At 48.4% G+C, this 18569-nt stretch carries 15 protein-coding genes, 1 tRNA gene and 1 rRNA gene; 13 read left to right on the top strand and 4 right to left on the bottom strand.

The genetic code is table 11. From position 1 onward, the window contains the following. Positions 1-116 precede the first annotated feature (116 nt). The 3 genes from rrf (at position 117) to F566_RS0110395 (ending at position 2029) form a co-directional block, all read left to right on the top strand. A 5S ribosomal RNA gene (gene rrf, locus F566_RS0110405) occupies positions 117-230 on the top strand. Between the two features lie 236 nt (positions 231-466). Then, positions 467-1213, top strand: a complete 747-nt coding sequence (locus tag F566_RS0110400) for an SDR family oxidoreductase (RefSeq protein ID WP_020406931.1) — start codon at positions 467-469, stop codon at positions 1211-1213. A gap of 156 nt (positions 1214-1369) precedes the next feature. After that, positions 1370-2029, top strand: a complete 660-nt coding sequence (locus F566_RS0110395) for a peroxiredoxin (RefSeq protein ID WP_020406930.1) — start codon at positions 1370-1372, stop codon at positions 2027-2029. A 76-nt stretch (positions 2030-2105) separates the two neighbouring features. Here the strand turns inward: F566_RS0110395 and F566_RS0110390 are convergent, their stop codons facing one another. Genes F566_RS0110390 through imuA form a run of 3 tightly spaced genes read right to left on the bottom strand, consistent with a single transcriptional unit; the run spans position 2106 to position 7375 of the window. Further along, positions 2106-5195, bottom strand: coding sequence for an error-prone DNA polymerase (locus F566_RS0110390; protein WP_020406929.1), 3090 nt, complete (start codon positions 5193-5195; stop codon positions 2106-2108). A 34-nt stretch (positions 5196-5229) separates the two neighbouring features. After that, positions 5230-6648 carry a Y-family DNA polymerase gene (locus F566_RS0110385; protein WP_157496731.1) on the bottom strand — a complete coding sequence of 473 codons (1419 nt, stop codon included), beginning with the start codon at positions 6646-6648 and terminating at the stop codon, positions 5230-5232. 19 nt (positions 6649-6667) lie between these two features. After that, the gene (imuA, locus tag F566_RS32545) at positions 6668-7375 is read right to left on the bottom strand and encodes a translesion DNA synthesis-associated protein ImuA (protein WP_020406927.1); all 708 of its coding nucleotides are present in this window, start codon (positions 7373-7375) and stop codon (positions 6668-6670) included. Positions 7376-7685: 310 nt separating this feature from the next. Between imuA and F566_RS0110375 the strand changes: the two genes are divergently transcribed. The 4 genes from F566_RS0110375 (at position 7686) to F566_RS0110360 (ending at position 11462) form a co-directional block, all read left to right on the top strand. Then, positions 7686-8924: a saccharopine dehydrogenase family protein gene (locus F566_RS0110375; protein WP_020406926.1), complete on the top strand. Its 1239-nt coding sequence runs from the start codon at positions 7686-7688 to the stop codon at positions 8922-8924. A gap of 244 nt (positions 8925-9168) precedes the next feature. Further along, complete coding sequence (locus F566_RS0110370) at positions 9169-9891, top strand: substrate-binding periplasmic protein (protein WP_020406925.1); 723 nt, start codon at positions 9169-9171, stop codon at positions 9889-9891. A 200-nt stretch (positions 9892-10091) separates the two neighbouring features. Beyond that, a complete protein-coding gene (locus F566_RS0110365; RefSeq protein WP_020406924.1) occupies positions 10092-10340 on the top strand; it encodes a hypothetical protein in 249 nt (82 codons plus the stop codon). 417 nt (positions 10341-10757) lie between these two features. Then, on the top strand, positions 10758-11462 hold the full coding sequence (locus F566_RS0110360; protein WP_020406923.1) for a hypothetical protein: 705 nt from the start codon (positions 10758-10760) through the stop codon (positions 11460-11462). A 676-nt stretch (positions 11463-12138) separates the two neighbouring features. Here the strand turns inward: F566_RS0110360 and F566_RS0110350 are convergent. After that, positions 12139-12215 (bottom strand) — tRNA-Arg (locus F566_RS0110350). Between the two features lie 271 nt (positions 12216-12486). Here F566_RS0110350 and arsS point away from each other — a divergent pair. The 6 genes from arsS (at position 12487) to F566_RS0110320 (ending at position 18567) form a co-directional block, all read left to right on the top strand. Next, positions 12487-13449 (top strand): arsenosugar biosynthesis radical SAM (seleno)protein ArsS, encoded by a 963-nt coding sequence (gene arsS / locus F566_RS0110345; protein ID WP_020406921.1) that lies wholly within the window; start codon positions 12487-12489, stop codon positions 13447-13449. Continuing rightward, complete coding sequence (locus F566_RS0110340) at positions 13442-14125, top strand: TIGR04283 family arsenosugar biosynthesis glycosyltransferase (protein ID WP_245555216.1); 684 nt, start codon at positions 13442-13444, stop codon at positions 14123-14125. The genes arsS and F566_RS0110340 overlap by 8 nt, the downstream gene beginning before the upstream one ends. Before the next feature lie 24 nt (positions 14126-14149). Then, positions 14150-14827: a TIGR04282 family arsenosugar biosynthesis glycosyltransferase gene (locus F566_RS0110335; RefSeq protein ID WP_020406919.1), complete on the top strand. Its 678-nt coding sequence runs from the start codon at positions 14150-14152 to the stop codon at positions 14825-14827. A 279-nt stretch (positions 14828-15106) separates the two neighbouring features. Then, positions 15107-16108, top strand: coding sequence for a UDP-N-acetylglucosamine 4,6-dehydratase (inverting) (gene pseB, locus F566_RS0110330; protein WP_020406918.1), 1002 nt, complete (start codon positions 15107-15109; stop codon positions 16106-16108). Beyond that, positions 16105-17277, top strand: coding sequence for a UDP-4-amino-4,6-dideoxy-N-acetyl-beta-L-altrosamine transaminase (pseC, locus tag F566_RS0110325; RefSeq protein ID WP_020406917.1), 1173 nt, complete (start codon positions 16105-16107; stop codon positions 17275-17277). Before pseB ends, pseC begins: the two co-directional genes overlap by 4 nt. A 27-nt stretch (positions 17278-17304) precedes the next feature. Continuing rightward, the gene (locus F566_RS0110320) at positions 17305-18567 is read left to right on the top strand and encodes an ATP-grasp domain-containing protein (protein WP_020406916.1); all 1263 of its coding nucleotides are present in this window, start codon (positions 17305-17307) and stop codon (positions 18565-18567) included. Positions 18568-18569: the final 2 nt, after the last annotated feature.

The following is an 18569-nucleotide window of genomic DNA, read 5'->3' as shown; positions in this document are numbered from 1 at the left end:
ATAATCAACTTGCTTATCCGATTGTTACGAGTGATCGAATGCCGATTTTATCAGTGGCCTTGCGAAGGTAAGAAAGCAGGGTTGCGAAACGAACAAGCCAAGGCTTAGCAGTTTCGCCTGATGATCATAGCGAGCTGGAACCACCTGATCCCTTTCCGAACTCAGAAGTGAAACAGTTCAGCGCCGATGGTAGTGTGGTTCGTCCATGCAAGAGTAGGTCGTCGTCAGGCTTCTAATACATAAAGAAGGCTCATCCTAGCGGATGGGCCTTTTTTATTGGTGGGATGAAACCCCCAACCTCTTCCCCAGGCCCTGTCCGGATACACGGATGGGGCTTTTTATTGTCTGGAAGAGCACTGAGGAGCGAATGCCCTAGTCCTTCTGACTATCTATTCCAATTTGTCATTATTGCCTTCAAGTCACCGTGTATACTCAATGACTTGAGTCATTTGAAATGAGGGGAATTATGTCCAGAGTGATGTTAATTACCGGGGGAACGCGGGGGATTGGTGCGGCTCTTAGTAAACTGGCAGCAAAACAGGGATACAAACTCTGTTTGACGTATCGAACGAATCGGGAAGAGGCCATAAAGCATGCTGACTTACTTGAAAAACTAGGTGCGACAGTCGTTTTAAAACAGCTTGATGTGACTGACCCTGATGCAGTTGAAAAGTGCTTTCAAGAAGTCGCGGAACAGTTTGGCCAGATTAATGCGTTAGTGAATAACGCTGGAATCGTTGCACCTTCAAGCCGCCTTGACAGTTTTACACCCGAAAGAATTGAGAAAGTCTTTGCCACGAATGTTTATGGCTCTATTTATTGCTGTCAGTGCGCGGTTCGACAAATGTCCAAAAAGTTTGGTGGTAGTGGCGGTGTGATCATCAATGTTTCCTCGGTGGCCTCTAAACATGGGTCCCCAGGTGAGTATATTGATTATGCTGCATCGAAAGGAGCCATAGATAGTTTAACTGTTGGGTTGGCCAAGGAGGTGGCAGAGGAAAATATTAGGGTCAATGCTGTCAGACCAGGAATTATCTATACAGAGATTCATAGGGATTCGGGAGATATCAATCGACCAGACAAACTCAGCCAGGGTATTCCAATGAAGCGTCCGGGAAACCCAGAGGAAGTTGCTCAGTCGATCATGTGGCTAGCCTCTGAAGAAGCTAGTTATGTCACTGGGGCTATTCTGGATGTTTCTGGAGGGCGTTAGTCATTTCGAATATATCATTAATTTCTTTTAACCTGATGAAGCGCTTGTAGGTTGTCGAGACAGGGTCTAGCATGATGGATCTTGACTGTTGACTGCAAAGCAGTTGTCGTACCGCAGACCAGTCTTTATCAAAGATTTGAAACTGGAGATGACTTTATGACTTTGCGTATTAATTCCGAGGCCCCTAACTTTACAGCCGAAACAACGCAGGGACGGATTAATTTTCATGAATGGATTGGTGACGGCTGGGCCATTCTGTTTTCTCATCCAAAAGATTTTACCCCAGTCTGTACGACTGAATTGGGCTATATGGCAGGACTTGAAGATGAGTTTACCAAGCGTAACTGCAAGATTATCGGTTTAAGTGTTGATCCTGTAGATAGCCATAAGGACTGGGAAAAAGATATCGAAGAAACTCAGGGGCATGCAGTTAAGTATCCCATGATTGGTGATACAGATCTTGCGGTCGCCAAACTCTACAATATGCTGCCTGAAGATGAAGCCGGAACCTCCGAAGGACGGACAGCAGCAACCAATGCCACTGTTCGTTCGGTGTTTGTGATCGGGCCGGATAAGAAAATTAAACTGATGATGACTTATCCGATGACAACCGGACGTAATTTCGACGAAATTTTACGGGCCTTGGATTCGATGCAACTTACGGCCAAGCATCAGGTTGCGACGCCTGTTAATTGGAAGAGTGGGGAGGATGTTATCATCGTTCCGGCAGTAAGTGACGAAGAGGCTGCCAAGAAGTATCCGGAAGGTTGGACGACAGTAAAACCCTATCTGAGAATAGTTCCTCAGCCCAAATAGCATTTCTTTATTGATATCTTTACAAGCTTATTGATCGATCCTTACCCAACACTGCCCAAGAGTGTTGGGTAAGTTTTTAGTGAAAATCCCTCGATCTTGATTCAAGACGCATAAGCTGATGTGTTAAGTCGAAAAGCTTATAGGCGACCACATGAATAACTTCGCCACCGGCATCTTTATCAACTTTTCCGTAGACTTTCAGTAACCGGGCTTTTACCAGGTCTTTCATTTGGTTCAGAGCTGTCTGTAGCCAGACAATGACATTAATGGAACCGGTTTCATCCTCCAGTGTGACAAACGTGACTCCAGCGGAAGTTCCGGGCCGTTGTCGGTTGATCACGACGCCGGCAACATAGATCTCCTTTTCAGGGGCAATATGGTAGAGATCCTCTGCTGATACACAGTCCTCCAGAATAGAATGCTCGCGTAAATAGGCCATGGGATGGTCATTCAGGATGACTCCGGTACTGCTATGCTCCTCGATGATTTCGTCCAATCTGTTTGGAGCAGAGAGAGGCTGGCTTGGTGGCTCAAGATTCATGAATAACTGATTATAAAAGTGATGAGCAGATGCCTCCCAGCGCTGTTGGTAGCGATGCTTTCCCAGTCCTTGAAAGGCATTGGCCGATGCAAGTGCTTCCAGGTCTTCGCGACTGATTCCCGGCAGGTTCATTACCTCATTCATTGTCTGATAACCCTGTTCGGGACGGTTGTAAGTCAGAGTATTGGCAGAATGTTGGCTTAAGCCTTTCACTGAGCGGAACCCGAGGCGTAGAGCTCCTTCCTCCGGGGAGTTCTGGTGAGGCTGTAATTGATGATCCCAATGGCTGTGATTGATATCTACCGGCATCACAATGACGCCATGGCGTTGGGCGTCCTGTACCAATTGCCAGGGACGATAAAAGCCCATTGGCTGGCTGTTGAGCAACCCGCAGAGAAATGCTGCAGGATAATAGTATTTAAGCCAGGCCGAGATATAAGCCAGCAGGGCAAAGCTCGCTGCATGGGATTCAGGAAATCCATACTCTCCGAAGCCTTCAATTTGCCGGCAGAGTCTGTCGATATAATCCTGATTCACCCCTTTGCCGAGTAGTCTCTCTGTTAATTTTGTACGCAGTTGATTCATGTGCCCTTGTTTTTTCCAACTGGCCATGGAACGACGCAGGTCCTCTGCCTCGTCGGCGGTAAAATCCGCACCTACCATAGCAATGGCAATCACTTGTTCCTGGAATATGGGCACGCCAAAGGTCCTTGCGAGAATAGGGGTGAGCTCCTTAAGCGGAACCTCCTGCTTTTTTCCTTCGTTTTTTCCCTTAAGATAGGGGTGGACCATATCGCCATGAATAGGGCCTGGACGTACGATGGCGACCTGTACAACCAGGTCATAGTATTTCTCTGGTCTCAGACGCGGAAGCATGTTCATCTGGGCGCGTGATTCCACCTGGAAAAGTCCCACGGTATCTGCTTTCTGCAGCATTCCGTAGACTTTATCGTCACCATCTTTTGGGATGTCGGCCATGGTAAAGTCATATCCTTTCCGCTCAGAAATGTATTCCAGAGTCTTACGAATGGCGGTTAGCATCCCCAGAGCCAAAACATCCACTTTCATCAGTTGCAGCGACTCCAGGTCTTCTTTGTCCCACTGGATCACCGTGCGGTTTTCCATGGCGGCATTTTCAATCGGAACAAGTTCAATCAGCGGTCCCTGGGAAATCACAAAGCCTCCCACGTGCTGAGACAGATGACGGGGAAAGCCAAGCAACTGGGGAAGCAAGGTACGCATACAGCTCAATGTGTGATTGTTCTGGGAAATCTGTGGCGTAATCACTTCATCTATCCAGTCCTTGCCACGATAACGCCAGCCATAGTTGGCAATGACATTTTCCAGTTGCATCAGGTCGACCCCAAGCGCCTTTCCTAAATCCCGGACAGCACTTTTGGCTCTATAGGTGATCACAGTGGCCGCAATAGCGCACCGATCCCGTCCGTAGCGTTCATAGATGTACTGAATTACTTCTTCCCGGCGGGCATTTTCGAAATCAACGTCTATATCTGGTGGTTCATTACGCCGTTTGGAAATAAAGCGCTCAAACAACAGGCTGGCCTTGGTGGGATCCACTTCGGTAATTCTCAGGCAATAACATACGACTGAGTTCGCTGCAGAGCCGCGTCCCTGGCACAAAATACCGATTGAGCGTGCATATTTGACGATGTCATAAATGGTCAGGAAGTAGTATTCGTAATTAAGCTCGTCAATGATGCGTAATTCTTTTTCTATCAGAGCTTTTACACTATCCGGGATAGCATCCGGGTAACGAGTGTGAGCTCCCTCGTAGGTGACTTTGCGCAAGTAAGATTTGGCGGTAAATCCTTGGGGAACGGATTCCTCTGGATACTGGTAGTGGAGTTCGCTTAATTCAAATGAGCACTGGTCAATAATGTTCAGCGACTCGGAAAGGTGTTCCGGTTTGTGGAGTGCCTTGAGTTTTTGCAATGATCTCAGATGGTGTTCCGCATTGGGTTTGAGGTGAGACGCGATCTGACTGACGGGGGAGTTGAGGCGTATTGCCGTCACTGCATCATGTAACATTTTCCGATCAGGGTGGTGCATGTGGGCATAGTTGCTGGCCACAATGGGGAGTTTGAGTTTTTGTGAGAGCGATTCCACCAGACAGAGTTGGGCAAAGTCCTGTTCGACCAAATGTTGTTCCAGCAATAACCAGAGTCGTTGCGAAAAATGCTTAATCAGAGCGGTCAGCTCATCAGGTATCTGTGACGGGGTGTCCGGCTTCGGATGCCACAGTAGCAGACAATGCTGAAGCTCCAGTAAGTCTTCTGGCTTGAAAATATATTGACCTTTTTCTGCGCGTCTGCGGCAGCCGGTGATCAGACGGCAGAGTTCCCCGTATCCCTTTCTGTTTTGGCAAAGAACGACAAAGCAATGGCCATTGCTTTGAAACTCACTTCCAATGATCAGTTTGAAATGTTTCAGACGATGCTTTTGTATCTCATTCCATGCTTTGACCACGCCGGCCACGGAGCATTCATCGGTAATGGCAATTCCGCGGTACCCCTCTTTGATGGCTTGTTGTACCAGTTCTTCGGGATGGGAGGCGCCACGTAGAAAGCTGAAGTTGCTGATGCAGTGGAGTTCGGCAAAACTCATGGGATGATTCCTGTCACCAGATCTGGTATTAGGTTCAGGCAAAAATGCCATGTAGGAACCACTGGCTTGGCGGGGTCTTGAACAACCAGTGCAGGGCTGCTGGGTTCTGCCCGGATGTTGCTGCAATATAATAATCCCGTGAAGCCGTTACACTGTCCCACCAGCCAGAATTCATACGTAAAGGACCGCGAATGACTTGGTATCGACGAATATTGATTTGCAGCGGGACCTGTAGCAACCATAGTGGGCTCTGGGCTGTCAGGTTATCGGGAAGTGCTTCTGGTGGTAGTGGCTGTGAACTGAACAGGGTTTGACGTTCCGGGCGGTAGTCATCGCTCAGACCGATAAAGTGAATCTGATCGGCACCAACGCGGGCCGCAAGCCGATTAAGAAGGTAGGCTTTTTTATCTTCATGGGTATTGGCTGAATCCTGGAACAGGACGAAAGATGTGGGAGGGATGTCCTCAAAATCTGAGGCTTTGAGCTCAAATCCGGTCACCGGAGCAGGCAATACCACTCTGTCTATCTGCATGCTCAGCATGTACACCCAGCTATCCACTCGGTTGTCGGCTGTGGCCAGATGGATTGAGAAAGTGGTTGCCGGGTGAGTCCGGTGAATCAGTCTTAAAATCAGTTGCTGACTGACAAGACAACGGTTTTGCATAAAACGACAAAACCTCTTAACGGCAGAGGCCATTGGGAACAGGAGGGGGTTGAGTGATTCAAATTCCTGTTCCACGTCGATTTTAAGGCGAAAACTCTCAGGAAGATGAAAAGGTTCCGGTTTCCAGTCGGATTGCCCCAATGCCTGAGCCAGGTTGGTGGCAAGCTCTTTGTCCACACGATAGCTGAGATCACCCGGGGGTAGATTGGCTACATCCTGTACTGATCTCATGCCTAATTTCTGTAGACGTATCAGAATAGGCGCGGGCAATTCGAGGCAATCTACGGGCATTTGTTTCAGTGCCTGTCTGAAACGTTGTTTATCGGCACAAAGTTCAATGCCGCTCCTGGCCAGTATACGGGCGGCTTTTGGTGTGGGGGCGGCCGCAATATGAAAGTCATACCCAAGTTCCCGAAACAATTCTTCAATACCGGCTTTCAATTGCGGTAGCCCGCCAAAAAACCTGCGCATTGAAGCGACTTCCAGATAAAGCCCGTCGGGTTCATCCAGGCCCACCCAGCCGGAAAAGCGGTAGGCAAATCTGGCAACCCGTTTCAGTGCCTGGATTTCCTTATGTGGGAGCATGATATGGATATCCATTTCCGGAACCAGACAGAAGGCTGTATTAACAAGCATGTTGCGCTCAATACCTTTAGCACGGGCAGAGTCATTGGCGTCAGCAACGCAGTTGTCCTGCTCTCTGGCCAGAATGACCGGATGTTCCCGCTCAAAAGGTGAGTGCCAGGTTTCCCCATACAGATGAGGGAAGTGCATATAAAACCACTGCATGATTGATCCATCCGTACCATCAGAAGCCAGCGCTAGCATGTAGCGCTGGCGGTAGAGGCGTTTTCTGATATCTGTAACGAGGGCAGGAGCGTATCTGTAATCTGAACGGTTCAGTCGGCCAGCCTCGTTTGCGTTTCAGTATCCTGACATCAATCCATTCATGATCTTGTGCCCGGATATGGATACGAAGAGCGCAAGGAGTGGCCGTAGCCCCGTTTTCCCGGAACAGGAAGCAGGGAGTCCGGTACTGGGCGGCGATAATCTGCAGTCTGCGTACCTGCTCTGGTTTGATCTGTTGTGGCCAGGCCAGAACGGCGCTGGCGGCACCGCTCTTGATCGCTTCTTCTGTACACCATAGGCAGTCCTGGGTTGCATGAGAACCGGGTTTTGGGGTCACAATCAGCAGTCGATGTGGATGAATACCTGCAGCTGCTAATGCGGGTGCATGAAGTATATGAGGCGGAGCAATCCAGGCTAGCCATTTATCCCTTTCACTGAGTTGCTGCAGCGCTGGCAAAAGTATACTGATCTCACCTGTCCCTTGACGGTCATGGAGTATTTCAATAACGCCATCGACCGGCCAGCCGTTATCAGCCAGCTTTTCATTCAGTAAAGGGAAACCGGTATCAATTCCCTGGAGCATATATCTGCCGGAGTTCAGCGATTGTTCCTGGTGCAGGGCGCTGGCACGCCAGATTGCAGGGTTGTCCAGAATATTATCTGCCATGTGAGGATTTCTGCCATGTGATGTTGGTCTCTGCTTGAATGTATACTGTATAAATAAACAGTATTTTTGTCAAAAGGCATGTGACAGGTTAAAGCGAAAAATAAGAGGTTCTTGTGCCTGTATTTTTTAGTTTATACAGATTTATGTGCGCCGATTCACAGATGTGAACAGGCGTAAAACCGACCCAGGAGTTGTCTGATAAAGCCCTTTCATCGCTCTGGTATTCGCGTCATTATGAGCCCACGTTGAATGATAAGAACGAAGACTTTTTATATAAAAAATAAATGTGCACATGGGGAAGGAAGCTGCAATGGAAGACAAGAAATATGATGTGATCCTGTTCGGCGCGACCAGCTTTGTCGGGCAGATACTCGCAAAGTACCTGACAGAGCAGTTTGGGGTCGACGGCGAGGTGAAATGGGCGGCAGCAGGCCGTTCTGGCTCCAAGTTGGATATGGTGAAAGATTCGTTGGGCCCGGCTGCAAGGGGGCTGCCGTTACTGATCGCCGATGCTCGGGATGAAAAGGCGTTGCTGGACTTATGCCGACAGACCAGAGTGATCGTCTCCACCGTGGGGCCATATGCGTTATATGGTGAGCCCATGGTAAAAGCCTGCGTTGAGTCCGGCACTGACTATTGTGATCTTACCGGCGAGGTCCCGTGGATCAAGCGGATGGTCTCTAAATATGAAAAGCAGGCCGAAGCTTCAGGTGCCAAAATCGTACATTGCTGTGGGTTTGATTCTATTCCTTCTGATCTGGGTGTGTATTTCCTGCAACAGCAGGCAAAGGAAAAGTTTGGTGAGCCCTGTGAGCATGTGAAAATGCGGGTCAGGAAAATCCGTGGAGAGTTTTCGGGCGGTACCGTTGCCAGCCTTCTGAATGTGGTGAAAGAAGTCAGGGAAAACCCTGCATTACGCAAGGAGTTGGCAAACCCTTATTCGATCTGCCCGGAGGGGCATGGCTTCTCGGCCCGTCAGGACAATATCAACAGCGCGAAGTTCGACCCTGATTTTCAATCCTGGATGGCCCCTTTCGTCATGGCTGGCATCAATACCCGGGTAGTACATCGTTCCAATGCGCTATCCGGTAACTCCTACGGCGATGCTTTCCGTTATGATGAGGCCGTTCTGACTGGCAAGGGAGTAAAGGGCGGTGCCGGAGCTTTCGGTATGATGGGCTTTATGGGAGGCTTTATGCTGGCGGCGGCTCTCAAACCCACCCGATGGGTATTGGAGCGTTATGTGGTTCCCAAGCCCGGTGAGGGGCCAAGCCCTGAATCCCAGAAAAAAGGCATGTATGACCTGCGCTTTTATGGGGAAACCGCCAGTGGACAATCCATTCGTTGCAAGGTGACCGGTGACGAAGATCCCGGATACGGTTCAACCGCTAAGATGCTGGGACAAGCCGCTGTCTGTCTGGCCAAAGACGTCGCGAAGATTGATAAGAAAGGTGGTTTCTGGACGCCCTCAACCGTTATGGGTGACAAGCTGATGAAACGCTTGGTCGCCAACTCCGGACTGATTTTCGATGTCATAGAGAATCAATAGTGTCGTAGAAATCCAATCTGTCTTGAAAGACAGGTTGGGGGTGAAGAAGCTGGTTTATCTACTTTACGCTATCCTGACTAATTGTGAGGCTTGAGACCTTGTCAGTTTTGAGACGGTGTCGTCTCGCTGCAGGAACGCTTTGGTGATAAATTGGCTTTTTTACACGGGCTTTAAAATATCTATGAGGAAGTACTGCCTGAGTGCTCTGCTCTTACTGGTATGTGGCATAGTGCGCGCAGAAGTCATGACTTGGTGTGCCTTTTATGATTGGCATCCCTGGATATATCCTGCCGATAATCAATACTCCGGTCTACTGATCGACCAGCTTTCGCTTTTTAAGAAACTGCATCCCGACGTGGACGTTCAACCAATCTTTGTGGACAACTGGAAGCGTTGTCAGGTGGAAGTCGCCAGAGGCAACGTCAGTATGATTCTGGGGGCCAATCGAACGCCGGCGAGGGAGCAAAGCCTGATATTTCTGGAACGCCCCAGCTTTATCAACTGGACCACTGTTGGCGCTTATGTAGCCGATAACAGCTCACTTAGGCCGGTGTCTTCTTTAGAAGAACTGCGTCAATATCGTATGGTCATGCTGCGTGGCAATACTTTTGGCCCCAAATTGGATCCTTTTATCAAAAGTCTGGAGCCTGAAACCCAAATACAGGAAGTCAGTTCGATGAACCAGCTGTTTCAGTTGGTTGGTATCGGCCGGTTTGATTACTTCTTCTCAATCAAGGAGACGTTGCCCAGTCTGTTGGCCAAACATGAAAAAGAATTTCCGCAATATGGCCATCTAAAATTTCGGGAAATCTATTCAGTAAAGAGGGAAACGCCCGTATTTATTGCCTTCGGCAGAAGCACGGAGAATTATTCGCGCTTTGCGGAGAAGTGGAAACACACACTGGAAGAATTCTATAAACAGCAGACCCAGGATGAGGCATTGGAGAAGTATTTGGTCGGGAAATGAAAGGCTATAGCCAAAAGTAGTTTGGGCGTTCTGGTTAAGTCATTTAACCGATAGGTTGTTTGAAGGCCCGTTGATAGTATCTCCTCCACATTTTTTCCTCAGGAGGCGGCAAGTTACGTCTGGATTTTATGGAAGCCGATCCGGAGAGTCTCTTCTTATTCAATTCAGAAGGCAATTTTTGTTATCGGGATATTTAATGTATGGCAAAGCCAACAGGCTCTGACAACGAGACCATTGAGCAGGTCAGAGAGAGACTAAGAAAATATGCTCGAAAAACGATGGATGGTTTTTTTAAACCTCTAACTGACGATGATTGGGATGAAAGGGGAATGGCATCTGGGAGTGAAGATTTGCTAGGCAAGTCCGATGCGGAATTCTTTCCCGGAGAGTTGGAAGAATACACGTCGGAAGAGCGTAAGCCACGTTTGGTTCATTCAAAGAAAAAATAATCTCCTACTGACGGAGCGGCAAGAACTGTTCCATTGTCATCCTTAAATTCACTACATATTTACCTGGGACAAAGTTCATAAAATTGGACTTATGTGCCGGTCGTTGTTATGTCGTTCAACGATACCTCAACGGTTGTTGAATGGTTTGGTAACCCTTCCGAAACTGTTTCTTATATATCCATTCATTGAAAGAGTCGTGCATTCTTTTGCACATTCTCTCAACGAATGGATGTTTCTCATAGGGAATGGGCTCTAACGACTGATTTGATTATTAATAAACGTAAATATACATTTGAAGTTACTGTTCAAAAGGTAGATAGCGTCTAGCGCGGTGGGCAAGAGGGGGTGGAGGCGCTCCCAAATAGTGATTACCTCGCAGCATCAGGCTTCTTTACAAAGGTGTCTAGAGGTGCATTTATGATTAATAGTGAGGGTACTCTCCACGAGTTTGACTTCAAATTAGATAAACCTGCAATAGGGCTAATAAGTCACGAAAAAAGTACTGGCATTCTTTACGCCAGAAACTGGCTTACCTCCACTCAATACATTGATTCCTCGGTTATTAGCGCTGTAAGGGACGCAAGATCACTTATCAAGAAAAACTCTAACCATATCGATGATGTGTCGATAAAGAATATTTGGTTAGAGATCGAGGATATTTGCCAACAATGGAGAATTGAGGCCAACATAGAGGTTAAAGAGGGGCAGCAGTTACTACCATTTGTGCCCAAAGTATTTGCAGGTCAAACCTTTATTTTTGAGTTAGCCAAAGATTCAGATCTGTTCTTCTACCTTCGCTCACCTGGTGATAAACGTACTTCTACTGAAGTGATGCGAAGGGTCGATGATCTGTTTGTCAAATATGGCGACAAAATCCTGCTCGCCATAGCGATACTGTATGAGCATCACATTGGCAGAATTAAGGATTTAATGAATAGTTATTCTTCTTTGCTTCAGTTGGAATTCAACGATTTAGCTCCAGATGCTATTCGAGGAAAAAAGGTGGCATTGGCAGCAAAAAAAGACATGAAGTTATTCATGGTACACAGGAAGAGAAAGCTGCTAAATGGAGCAAATACCAGCAAGAGGTTGATCGGCTACATAGTCAGAATAAATCGTTAAGTTGGAGTGATATTAAGAGAATAACTGCTCAAAACTTTGGAGTTAGCGTTAAAACAATTCAGCGTCACTGCACCAATCCCAAAAAAACAAAATAAGGTGTGGACAGTCCGGCCACTGTCCAAAATTTATATCCATATTCTAAGCATGTCTGAAACAACTGCAGTGGAGGTTATTAGACATGCGTCAATCATATGAACAGAAACCTCGAACACAACGCCAACACCGCTATCGCTATATAGTGCCCCGCTGTGGCGGTTGTGGCCGTGTATTACTCGACTATGAGCAAACTAAACATTGTTGGATTTGTGCTGGCCACATAGCTGTATACGGGAGAAAGGAGGCTGTAAATGCTTAACCTTCCCGAAAGTATAGAGGAGAGGATGCAATTACTCTTTATTGAAGAGTGTTTATCGCCACAGAAATCTAGGCTCTTAAAGTATTTGGCCAGTCATCCGGATGCTTGGACACATGAGCTGGCTCAAAAATGCGCTGTTGGATATCCGCCGAACAGGCTTGGTGAGCTTAACAAGGAGGTAATGCCCAGGTATGGGCTCTACTTGCATTGTCATATGCCTCAGAAGCCTTTGATGAACCGTTATGGTGAAAAGTCCTGGTTCATCAGTGGAGAATAGTAAAACCCTCCCAGAGCACTCGGAGGTCGCCTGAGTAAGTAAAATGGTGCCCCCGACACGATTCGAACGTGTGACCTTCCCCTTAGGAGGGGGACGCTCTATCCAGCTGAGCTACGGGGGCGCTGGAGATGGTAGTGTGAACAGACTACCGGCAAGGTTGAGGTCGGGATTATAGCGAAAGCTTTTGCTCAATATAACCCTTTGTTTTCAATCGTTGCCCTGGTTTTTAACGTATTGTTTAAACTGTGCTCAAATTTTGCGATGACTTGATCATTTTGCGGAAATGGTGAACAGTGATTGTTAAACAGAGAGAGTGTTCGGGAACTATATGGAGGATTGGATGTCCATAGCTCTTAGGTCTTGAATCATCTCAACTATCAATAGGACTGTTCATGCTTGATACTCGCCCGTTGCTCATGGTGTCAGATTTTCCGGAAATTCACCGGAAAACGCTGGATACCCTTCAGATTAATCTGGGTTATAAATGTAACCTGAGCTGCACTCATTGCCACGTTGCCGCTGGCCCCAATCGTAAAGAGCTGATGTCGAAGGAAGTGGTGGACGAGATTCTGCAGTATATGCAGTTAAAGTCCGTCGGCATCATAGATCTGACCGGCGGTGCGCCGGAAATGAATCCTCATTTTAAGTATTTGGTTAGAGAAGCCCGTAAGCTCGGGGCCAAGGTGATTGACCGTTGTAACCTGACCATTCTGCTGGAAGAAGGGTATGAGGATATGGCGGAATTCCTGGCCGAGCATCAGGTGGAAATCGTCGCGTCCTTACCTTGTTACGCTGAGCAAAATGTGGATAAGCAACGGGGTAAAGGGGTTTATCATGAGAGTATCGAAGCTCTGAAAAAACTGAATATACTCGGATATGGCAAAGAGGGCAGCGGATTAACGCTCAATCTGGTGTATAACCCGGGTGGTCCTTTTTTACCTCCTCCCCAGGAAGCCCTGGAGAACGATTACAAGCGCGAGCTATTCCAGCAGCACGGTATCGTTTTTAATCAATTGTTTGCTTTGACCAATATGCCGATCAGCCGGTTTGGCAGTTTTCTGATGTCCAAGGGGCAGTTTAACGAGTATATGGGAGTGCTCAAGGACTCCTATTCAGAGCACAACCTGGATGCGCTCATGTGTAAATCGCTGATCAGCATTGACTGGGAAGGCTATGTCTATGATTGTGATTTTAATCAGATGCTGCATATTCCACTGATTGCCTCAGACAAGCCTAAAGTCCGGCTGCATGAATTGTTTGACCTGGATCTCAATGGCAAACCTATCGCCGTGGCGGATCACTGTTACGGCTGTACTGCCGGGCAGGGGAGCAGTTGTGGGGGAGCGCTTGACTGAGACGTTGATATCCATAGTGGTACCCGTACTGAATGAAGAGGCGACCATCGCCTCTTTTTTACGTTTGCTGCAGCCGTTGCGGGATAAGCAGGTTGAGGTCATTCTCGTTGACGGAGGAAGCCAGGATCAAACAAAGAAGGTGGCTGAACCCTATTGTGACCGCATCATCGATAGTGACAAAGGACGAGCCCGACAGCAGAACGCCGGTGCAGAAGTCGCCAGTGGCGATCTACTTGTATTTCTTCATGCGGATACATTGTTGCCGGTCAGCTTTCTGGATGTCCTGAACAGATTTGAGAAGACAGGATATCAGTGGGGGCGCTTCAATGTGTCGTTAAGTGGCAGCAAGTGGATGTTCTCTGTAATCAGCTTCATGATTAACTGGCGTTCCAGAATTTCTGGAATTGCGACAGGGGATCAAGCCATATTTGTCAGGCGCTCTACATTTCATTTGGCCGGTAGATTTACAGACATTCCACTCATGGAGGATGTCGACCTATCCCGGAAACTGCTGAGAATCTCCAAGCCCTTTTGTGTCAGAGACCCTGTCATTACCTCCAGTCGTCGCTGGGAGGTTCATGGTACCTGGCGTACGATATTCCTGATGTGGAAGCTGCGTTGGAAATTTGCTCGTGGCGTGTCGCCGGAAGTACTGGTGAAAGAATATTATGGGTAAACTCCAAATGGATAAAACACAGGAATGGATGCATATGATGCATATAAGAACGAAGGGCGAGAAATGACAATGATCGATAAGGATGCATCAAAAGGCGAAAATATTGCTCTAATTCAGTTTGCCAAACGGCCAGTATCAGGTCTGGTTAAAACCCGCTTGATTCCAGAGTTGGGGGAGGCTGAGGCGACCAGGGTCCACGAAACTCTGTTGAAAAAAACGCTGGAGACGCTGGTTGATTCTGGTCTGGGTGAAGTGCAGCTATGGTGGGATAAGGCGTGGGATGATGAGGCTTATCTGCATCAATTGGACATGACAGGAAAAATCAAAGTATTCGCTCAGCATGGAAAAGACTTGGGCGAGCGGATGTATCATGCTCTTTCCTCACAATTAGAGCAGTTTGAGAAAGTGATTCTGGTAGGAAGTGACTGTCCTGTATTGTCGCCAGATTATTTGTGTTTGGCGACTGACCGGCTTGATTCGGCAGACATGGTATTAGGTCCCTCCGATGATGGTGGGTATGTCCTGATCGGGACAACGGAAATAGCGCCCGGGTGTCTCGAAAATGTTCAGTGGGGAACTGAATCGGTACTCGAGGCGACCGTAGCAAACATCAATTCCAGCGGACTCAAGGTGGCTCTGCTGAACGCACTTTGGGATGTTGATGTCGGCGACGACTATCGTCGATGGAAATCCCAGGCCTGATCTGAAGCTGATGGGAGGATAACCTGCTCTTTCAATCCCCTGTGAAATGGCTTTATCAGCAGCACCTGCCAGGGTTGGCTGCAAAATCAATCACCTGCGCTCAACGTCAAAATTTCAGCGCTTAGGTTGCCATATATCCCTATCTCTGTTTATTCCTACAAATTATTCAATATACATCAATATGTTATGGTGAATGGCGGGTATTTTGCTATATTGAATTTATCCGCTATGTTTGGATAGCTGTAAACCATCGCGCTACTTTCTGGGGGAGTTTCCATCATGTTTGATGGCAAATCGATTTTAATTACCGGCGGTACGGGGTCCTTCGGCCATTTATACACCCAGACGTTGCTCCAGCGATATAAGCCCAAGCGTCTGATTATTTATTCCCGGGATGAGCTTAAACAATACGAAATGCAGCAGAAATTCGGATTCGGCTGTATGCGGTATTTTATTGGCGATGTTCGGGATCGTGACCGGCTGACCTTTGCCATGCGGGATGTGGATTTTGTGATTCACGCTGCTGCTCTGAAACAGGTGCCGGCGGCTGAATATAACCCGATGGAATGTATCAAGACCAATATCCATGGTGCGGAGAACGTGGTGCATGCCTGCCTGGCCAACGAAGTTTCCAAAGTCATCGCGTTGTCTACTGATAAAGCGGCGAATCCGGTCAACTTGTATGGCGCCACCAAGCTGGCCTCAGATAAGCTGTTTGTGGCTGGTAATAACATGGCGGGGACCAAGAACACCCGGTTTTCTGTGGTCCGCTATGGCAATGTGGTAGGGTCGCGCGGGTCTGTCGTGCCCTTATTCAGAAAGCTGATTGATGAAGGCTCTGACCATTTGCCTATTACGCATGAGGAAATGACCCGGTTTTGGATAACGCTTCAGCAGGGCGTGGATTTTGTACTGAAGAATTTTTCCCGGATGCGAGGCGGTGAGATTTTCGTACCCAAAATTCCCAGTGTGCGAATTGTCGATGTGGCCGCGGCCATGGCGCCGGAATTGCCCCATAAAGTGGTTGGTATTCGCCCTGGGGAGAAAATGCACGAGACCATGTGTCCTCGGGATGACAGCCATATTACCGTTGAATTTGATGACCATTTTGTTATCAAACCCACGATTAAATTTTTTGGGGTGAAAGTGGATTACGCCAAGAACCCTTTGGGAGAAAAAGGTCAATCAGTAGAGCAGGGGTTTGCCTATAACTCGGGAAGAAATCCGCACTTTCTTACTGTAGAGGAAATTCGAAAGTTACATCTTGAGGCTGGTTTATGATTCCTTATGGTCGACAGGACCTGTCTGAGCAGGATATTGAGGCAGTCTGCCGGGTCCTCAAGTCTGACTATCTGACCCAGGGACCGGAAGTCCCCCTGTTTGAACAAGTCTTGGGAAATCTGGTCAAGGCGCGCCATGTCGTGGCGGTGAACAGCGGTACTTCAGCCTTGCATATTGCCTGTCTGGCACTGGATGTAGGGCCTGGTGACTATGTCTGGACCAGCCCCATCTCCTTTGTCGCTTCTTCCAACTGTGCTCTGTATTGTGGAGCATCTGTGGACTTTGTTGATGTGGAGCCCGATACCGGCAACATGTCTGTTGCGGCGCTGAAGGCCAGGCTGGAGGATGCTGAGGTCTCAGGAAAACTGCCGAAGGTGGTGATTCCTGTCCATTTCGCAGGGCAGCCCTGCGATATGAAAGAAATCTCTGAGCTGGCCTCCCGCTATGGTTTTCGCGTGATTGAAGATGCCTCCCATGGGCTGGGAGCCCGCTATTTTGATGAGCCTGTGGGAAGTTGTCGGTGGAGTGACATGACCGTGTTCAGTTTTCATCCGGTCAAAATGATAACGACCGGTGAGGGGGGCGCTGTCTCGACCAATCAGCCTGCGCTGGCGGAAAAACTGTCGCAGTTACGCAGCCATGGCATTACCCGGGATGATTCACAGTTCAAGGCTCTGAAAAATGATCCCTGGGTGTATGAGCAGCAGTCGCTTGGTTTTAATTATCGTATGACGGATCTGCAGGCGGCACTGGGCCGATCTCAGTCTGCGAGTCTGCCGGGATTTGTATCCCGGCGGCAAGTTCTGGCGGCAGCATACCAGAAGGCCTTTACTGATTCGGACGTTCAGGTGCTGACTCAGAAAGCGGAGCGCTCCAGTAGCTGGCATATTTTTGTCATTCAGGTACCCGAGGATTGTCGGCGTGCCATGTTTGATCTGCTAAGAGAATCCGGAATTGGGGTGAATGTTCATTATATTCCAATTTATCTTCAACCCTTTTACCAGCAATTAGGGTTCAGGTCTGGTTATTGTCCGCAAGCAGAACTTTTTTATCAGCAGGCACTCACGATTCCTTTGTATACCAGTTTATCAGAGGGGGAACTTCAGCAGGTTGCAGATAGTGTTATCCAGGCTCTGGAGACAACTTCATCCTCAATAAACAGTGCCTGAAATTAGAATGCATAACAGGCAAGTTGAATGACCAAACATGTGATGATTATCGGTGCAGGGCCCAATCAACTCCCTGCGATTAAAATGGCCAGAGAGCGTGGCTATCGTGTCACTGCGACCGATTACAACCCCCAGGCCGAAGGTTTTGCACTGGCGGATACTTACGGAGTGATCAGTACTCGTGACGCGGAAAGTAACGTGGAATTTGCGCGGCAGTTGCACGAGACGCATCCACTGGATGGTGTTATGACCATGGCCTCAGAAAGTGCGATGGCAGTGTCTAAAGTGGCTGCTGCACTCGGGCTTCCCGGCGTTTCTGTGGAAGCGGCCTGGTTGGCGACGCATAAGGTTGAAAGACAGAAAGCTTTCAGGGCCGCAGGTGTCCCCGCTCCACGTTTTATTGAGGCTCATGATCTGGAGCAGGCGCTAGCGGCGGCACAGGAACTGGGCTGGCCTGTGGTGGTCAAGCCAGTGGACAGCGCGGGCTCCCGGGGCGTTCAGAAAATCAACAATGCGGATGAAATGGCGGATGCCATCCGGGAAATCAGAGAGATTTCCAGGCAACCTGAAATTCTGGTGGAGGAGTTCCTGACTGGAACAGAGCACAGCATTGAAGGCGTGGTCATGGATGGGGTTGTGTATTGGGCCGCCATTTCAGACCGCAATTACGATAAAAAGGAAATTTATCCGCCTTATTTTCTGGAAGATGGAGATACCTTGCCGTCGTCACTATCAGAAGAACTCAAACATGAGGTTGAAACCTATTCCACACAGGCGGTGAAAGCTTTGGGGATTGAATGGGGTCCCGTGAAAGGCGATATTCTGATCAGCGATAACGGTGCCAGGATCCTGGAAATGGCGGCTCGTCTGTCGGGCGACTATTTCTGCTATGAAACCATTCCTCTGCATAACGGGATTAACTTGCTGGAAGTGGTCATGGATCTCTCTGTCGGCGAGTCGGTGTCACCTGATCAGATGAAGCCGTCGATGAATCGTGGTGTTGCTTTGCGCTATGTCTGGCCGAAACCTGGACAGGTGACGCAGATCAGTGGTGTTGAAGCGGCTTCTGCTCAGGAGGGTGTTCACTTTGTCAGGCTTGAACCTCGCTGGAAAGACCTCAGTATCGGCACCCTGTTACCACCGATGAAATCAATGGGCGAACGAGTAATGTCTGTGATGGCTGTTGGTGAAAATCGCCAGCAGGCCATTGCCCGGGTGGAAAAAGCGGTCTCCACGATCCTGATTCAGACTGACGGCATCGATCAGCCTGACACCAGGATATCTGAATAAAG

This window comes from Hahella ganghwensis DSM 17046, from assembly GCF_000376785.1.
GTDB classification, from domain to species: domain Bacteria; phylum Pseudomonadota; class Gammaproteobacteria; order Pseudomonadales; family Oleiphilaceae; genus Hahella; species Hahella ganghwensis.
Note: the sequence above shows the minus strand (reverse complement) of the source record. Positions and strands in the feature narration are given on the sequence as shown.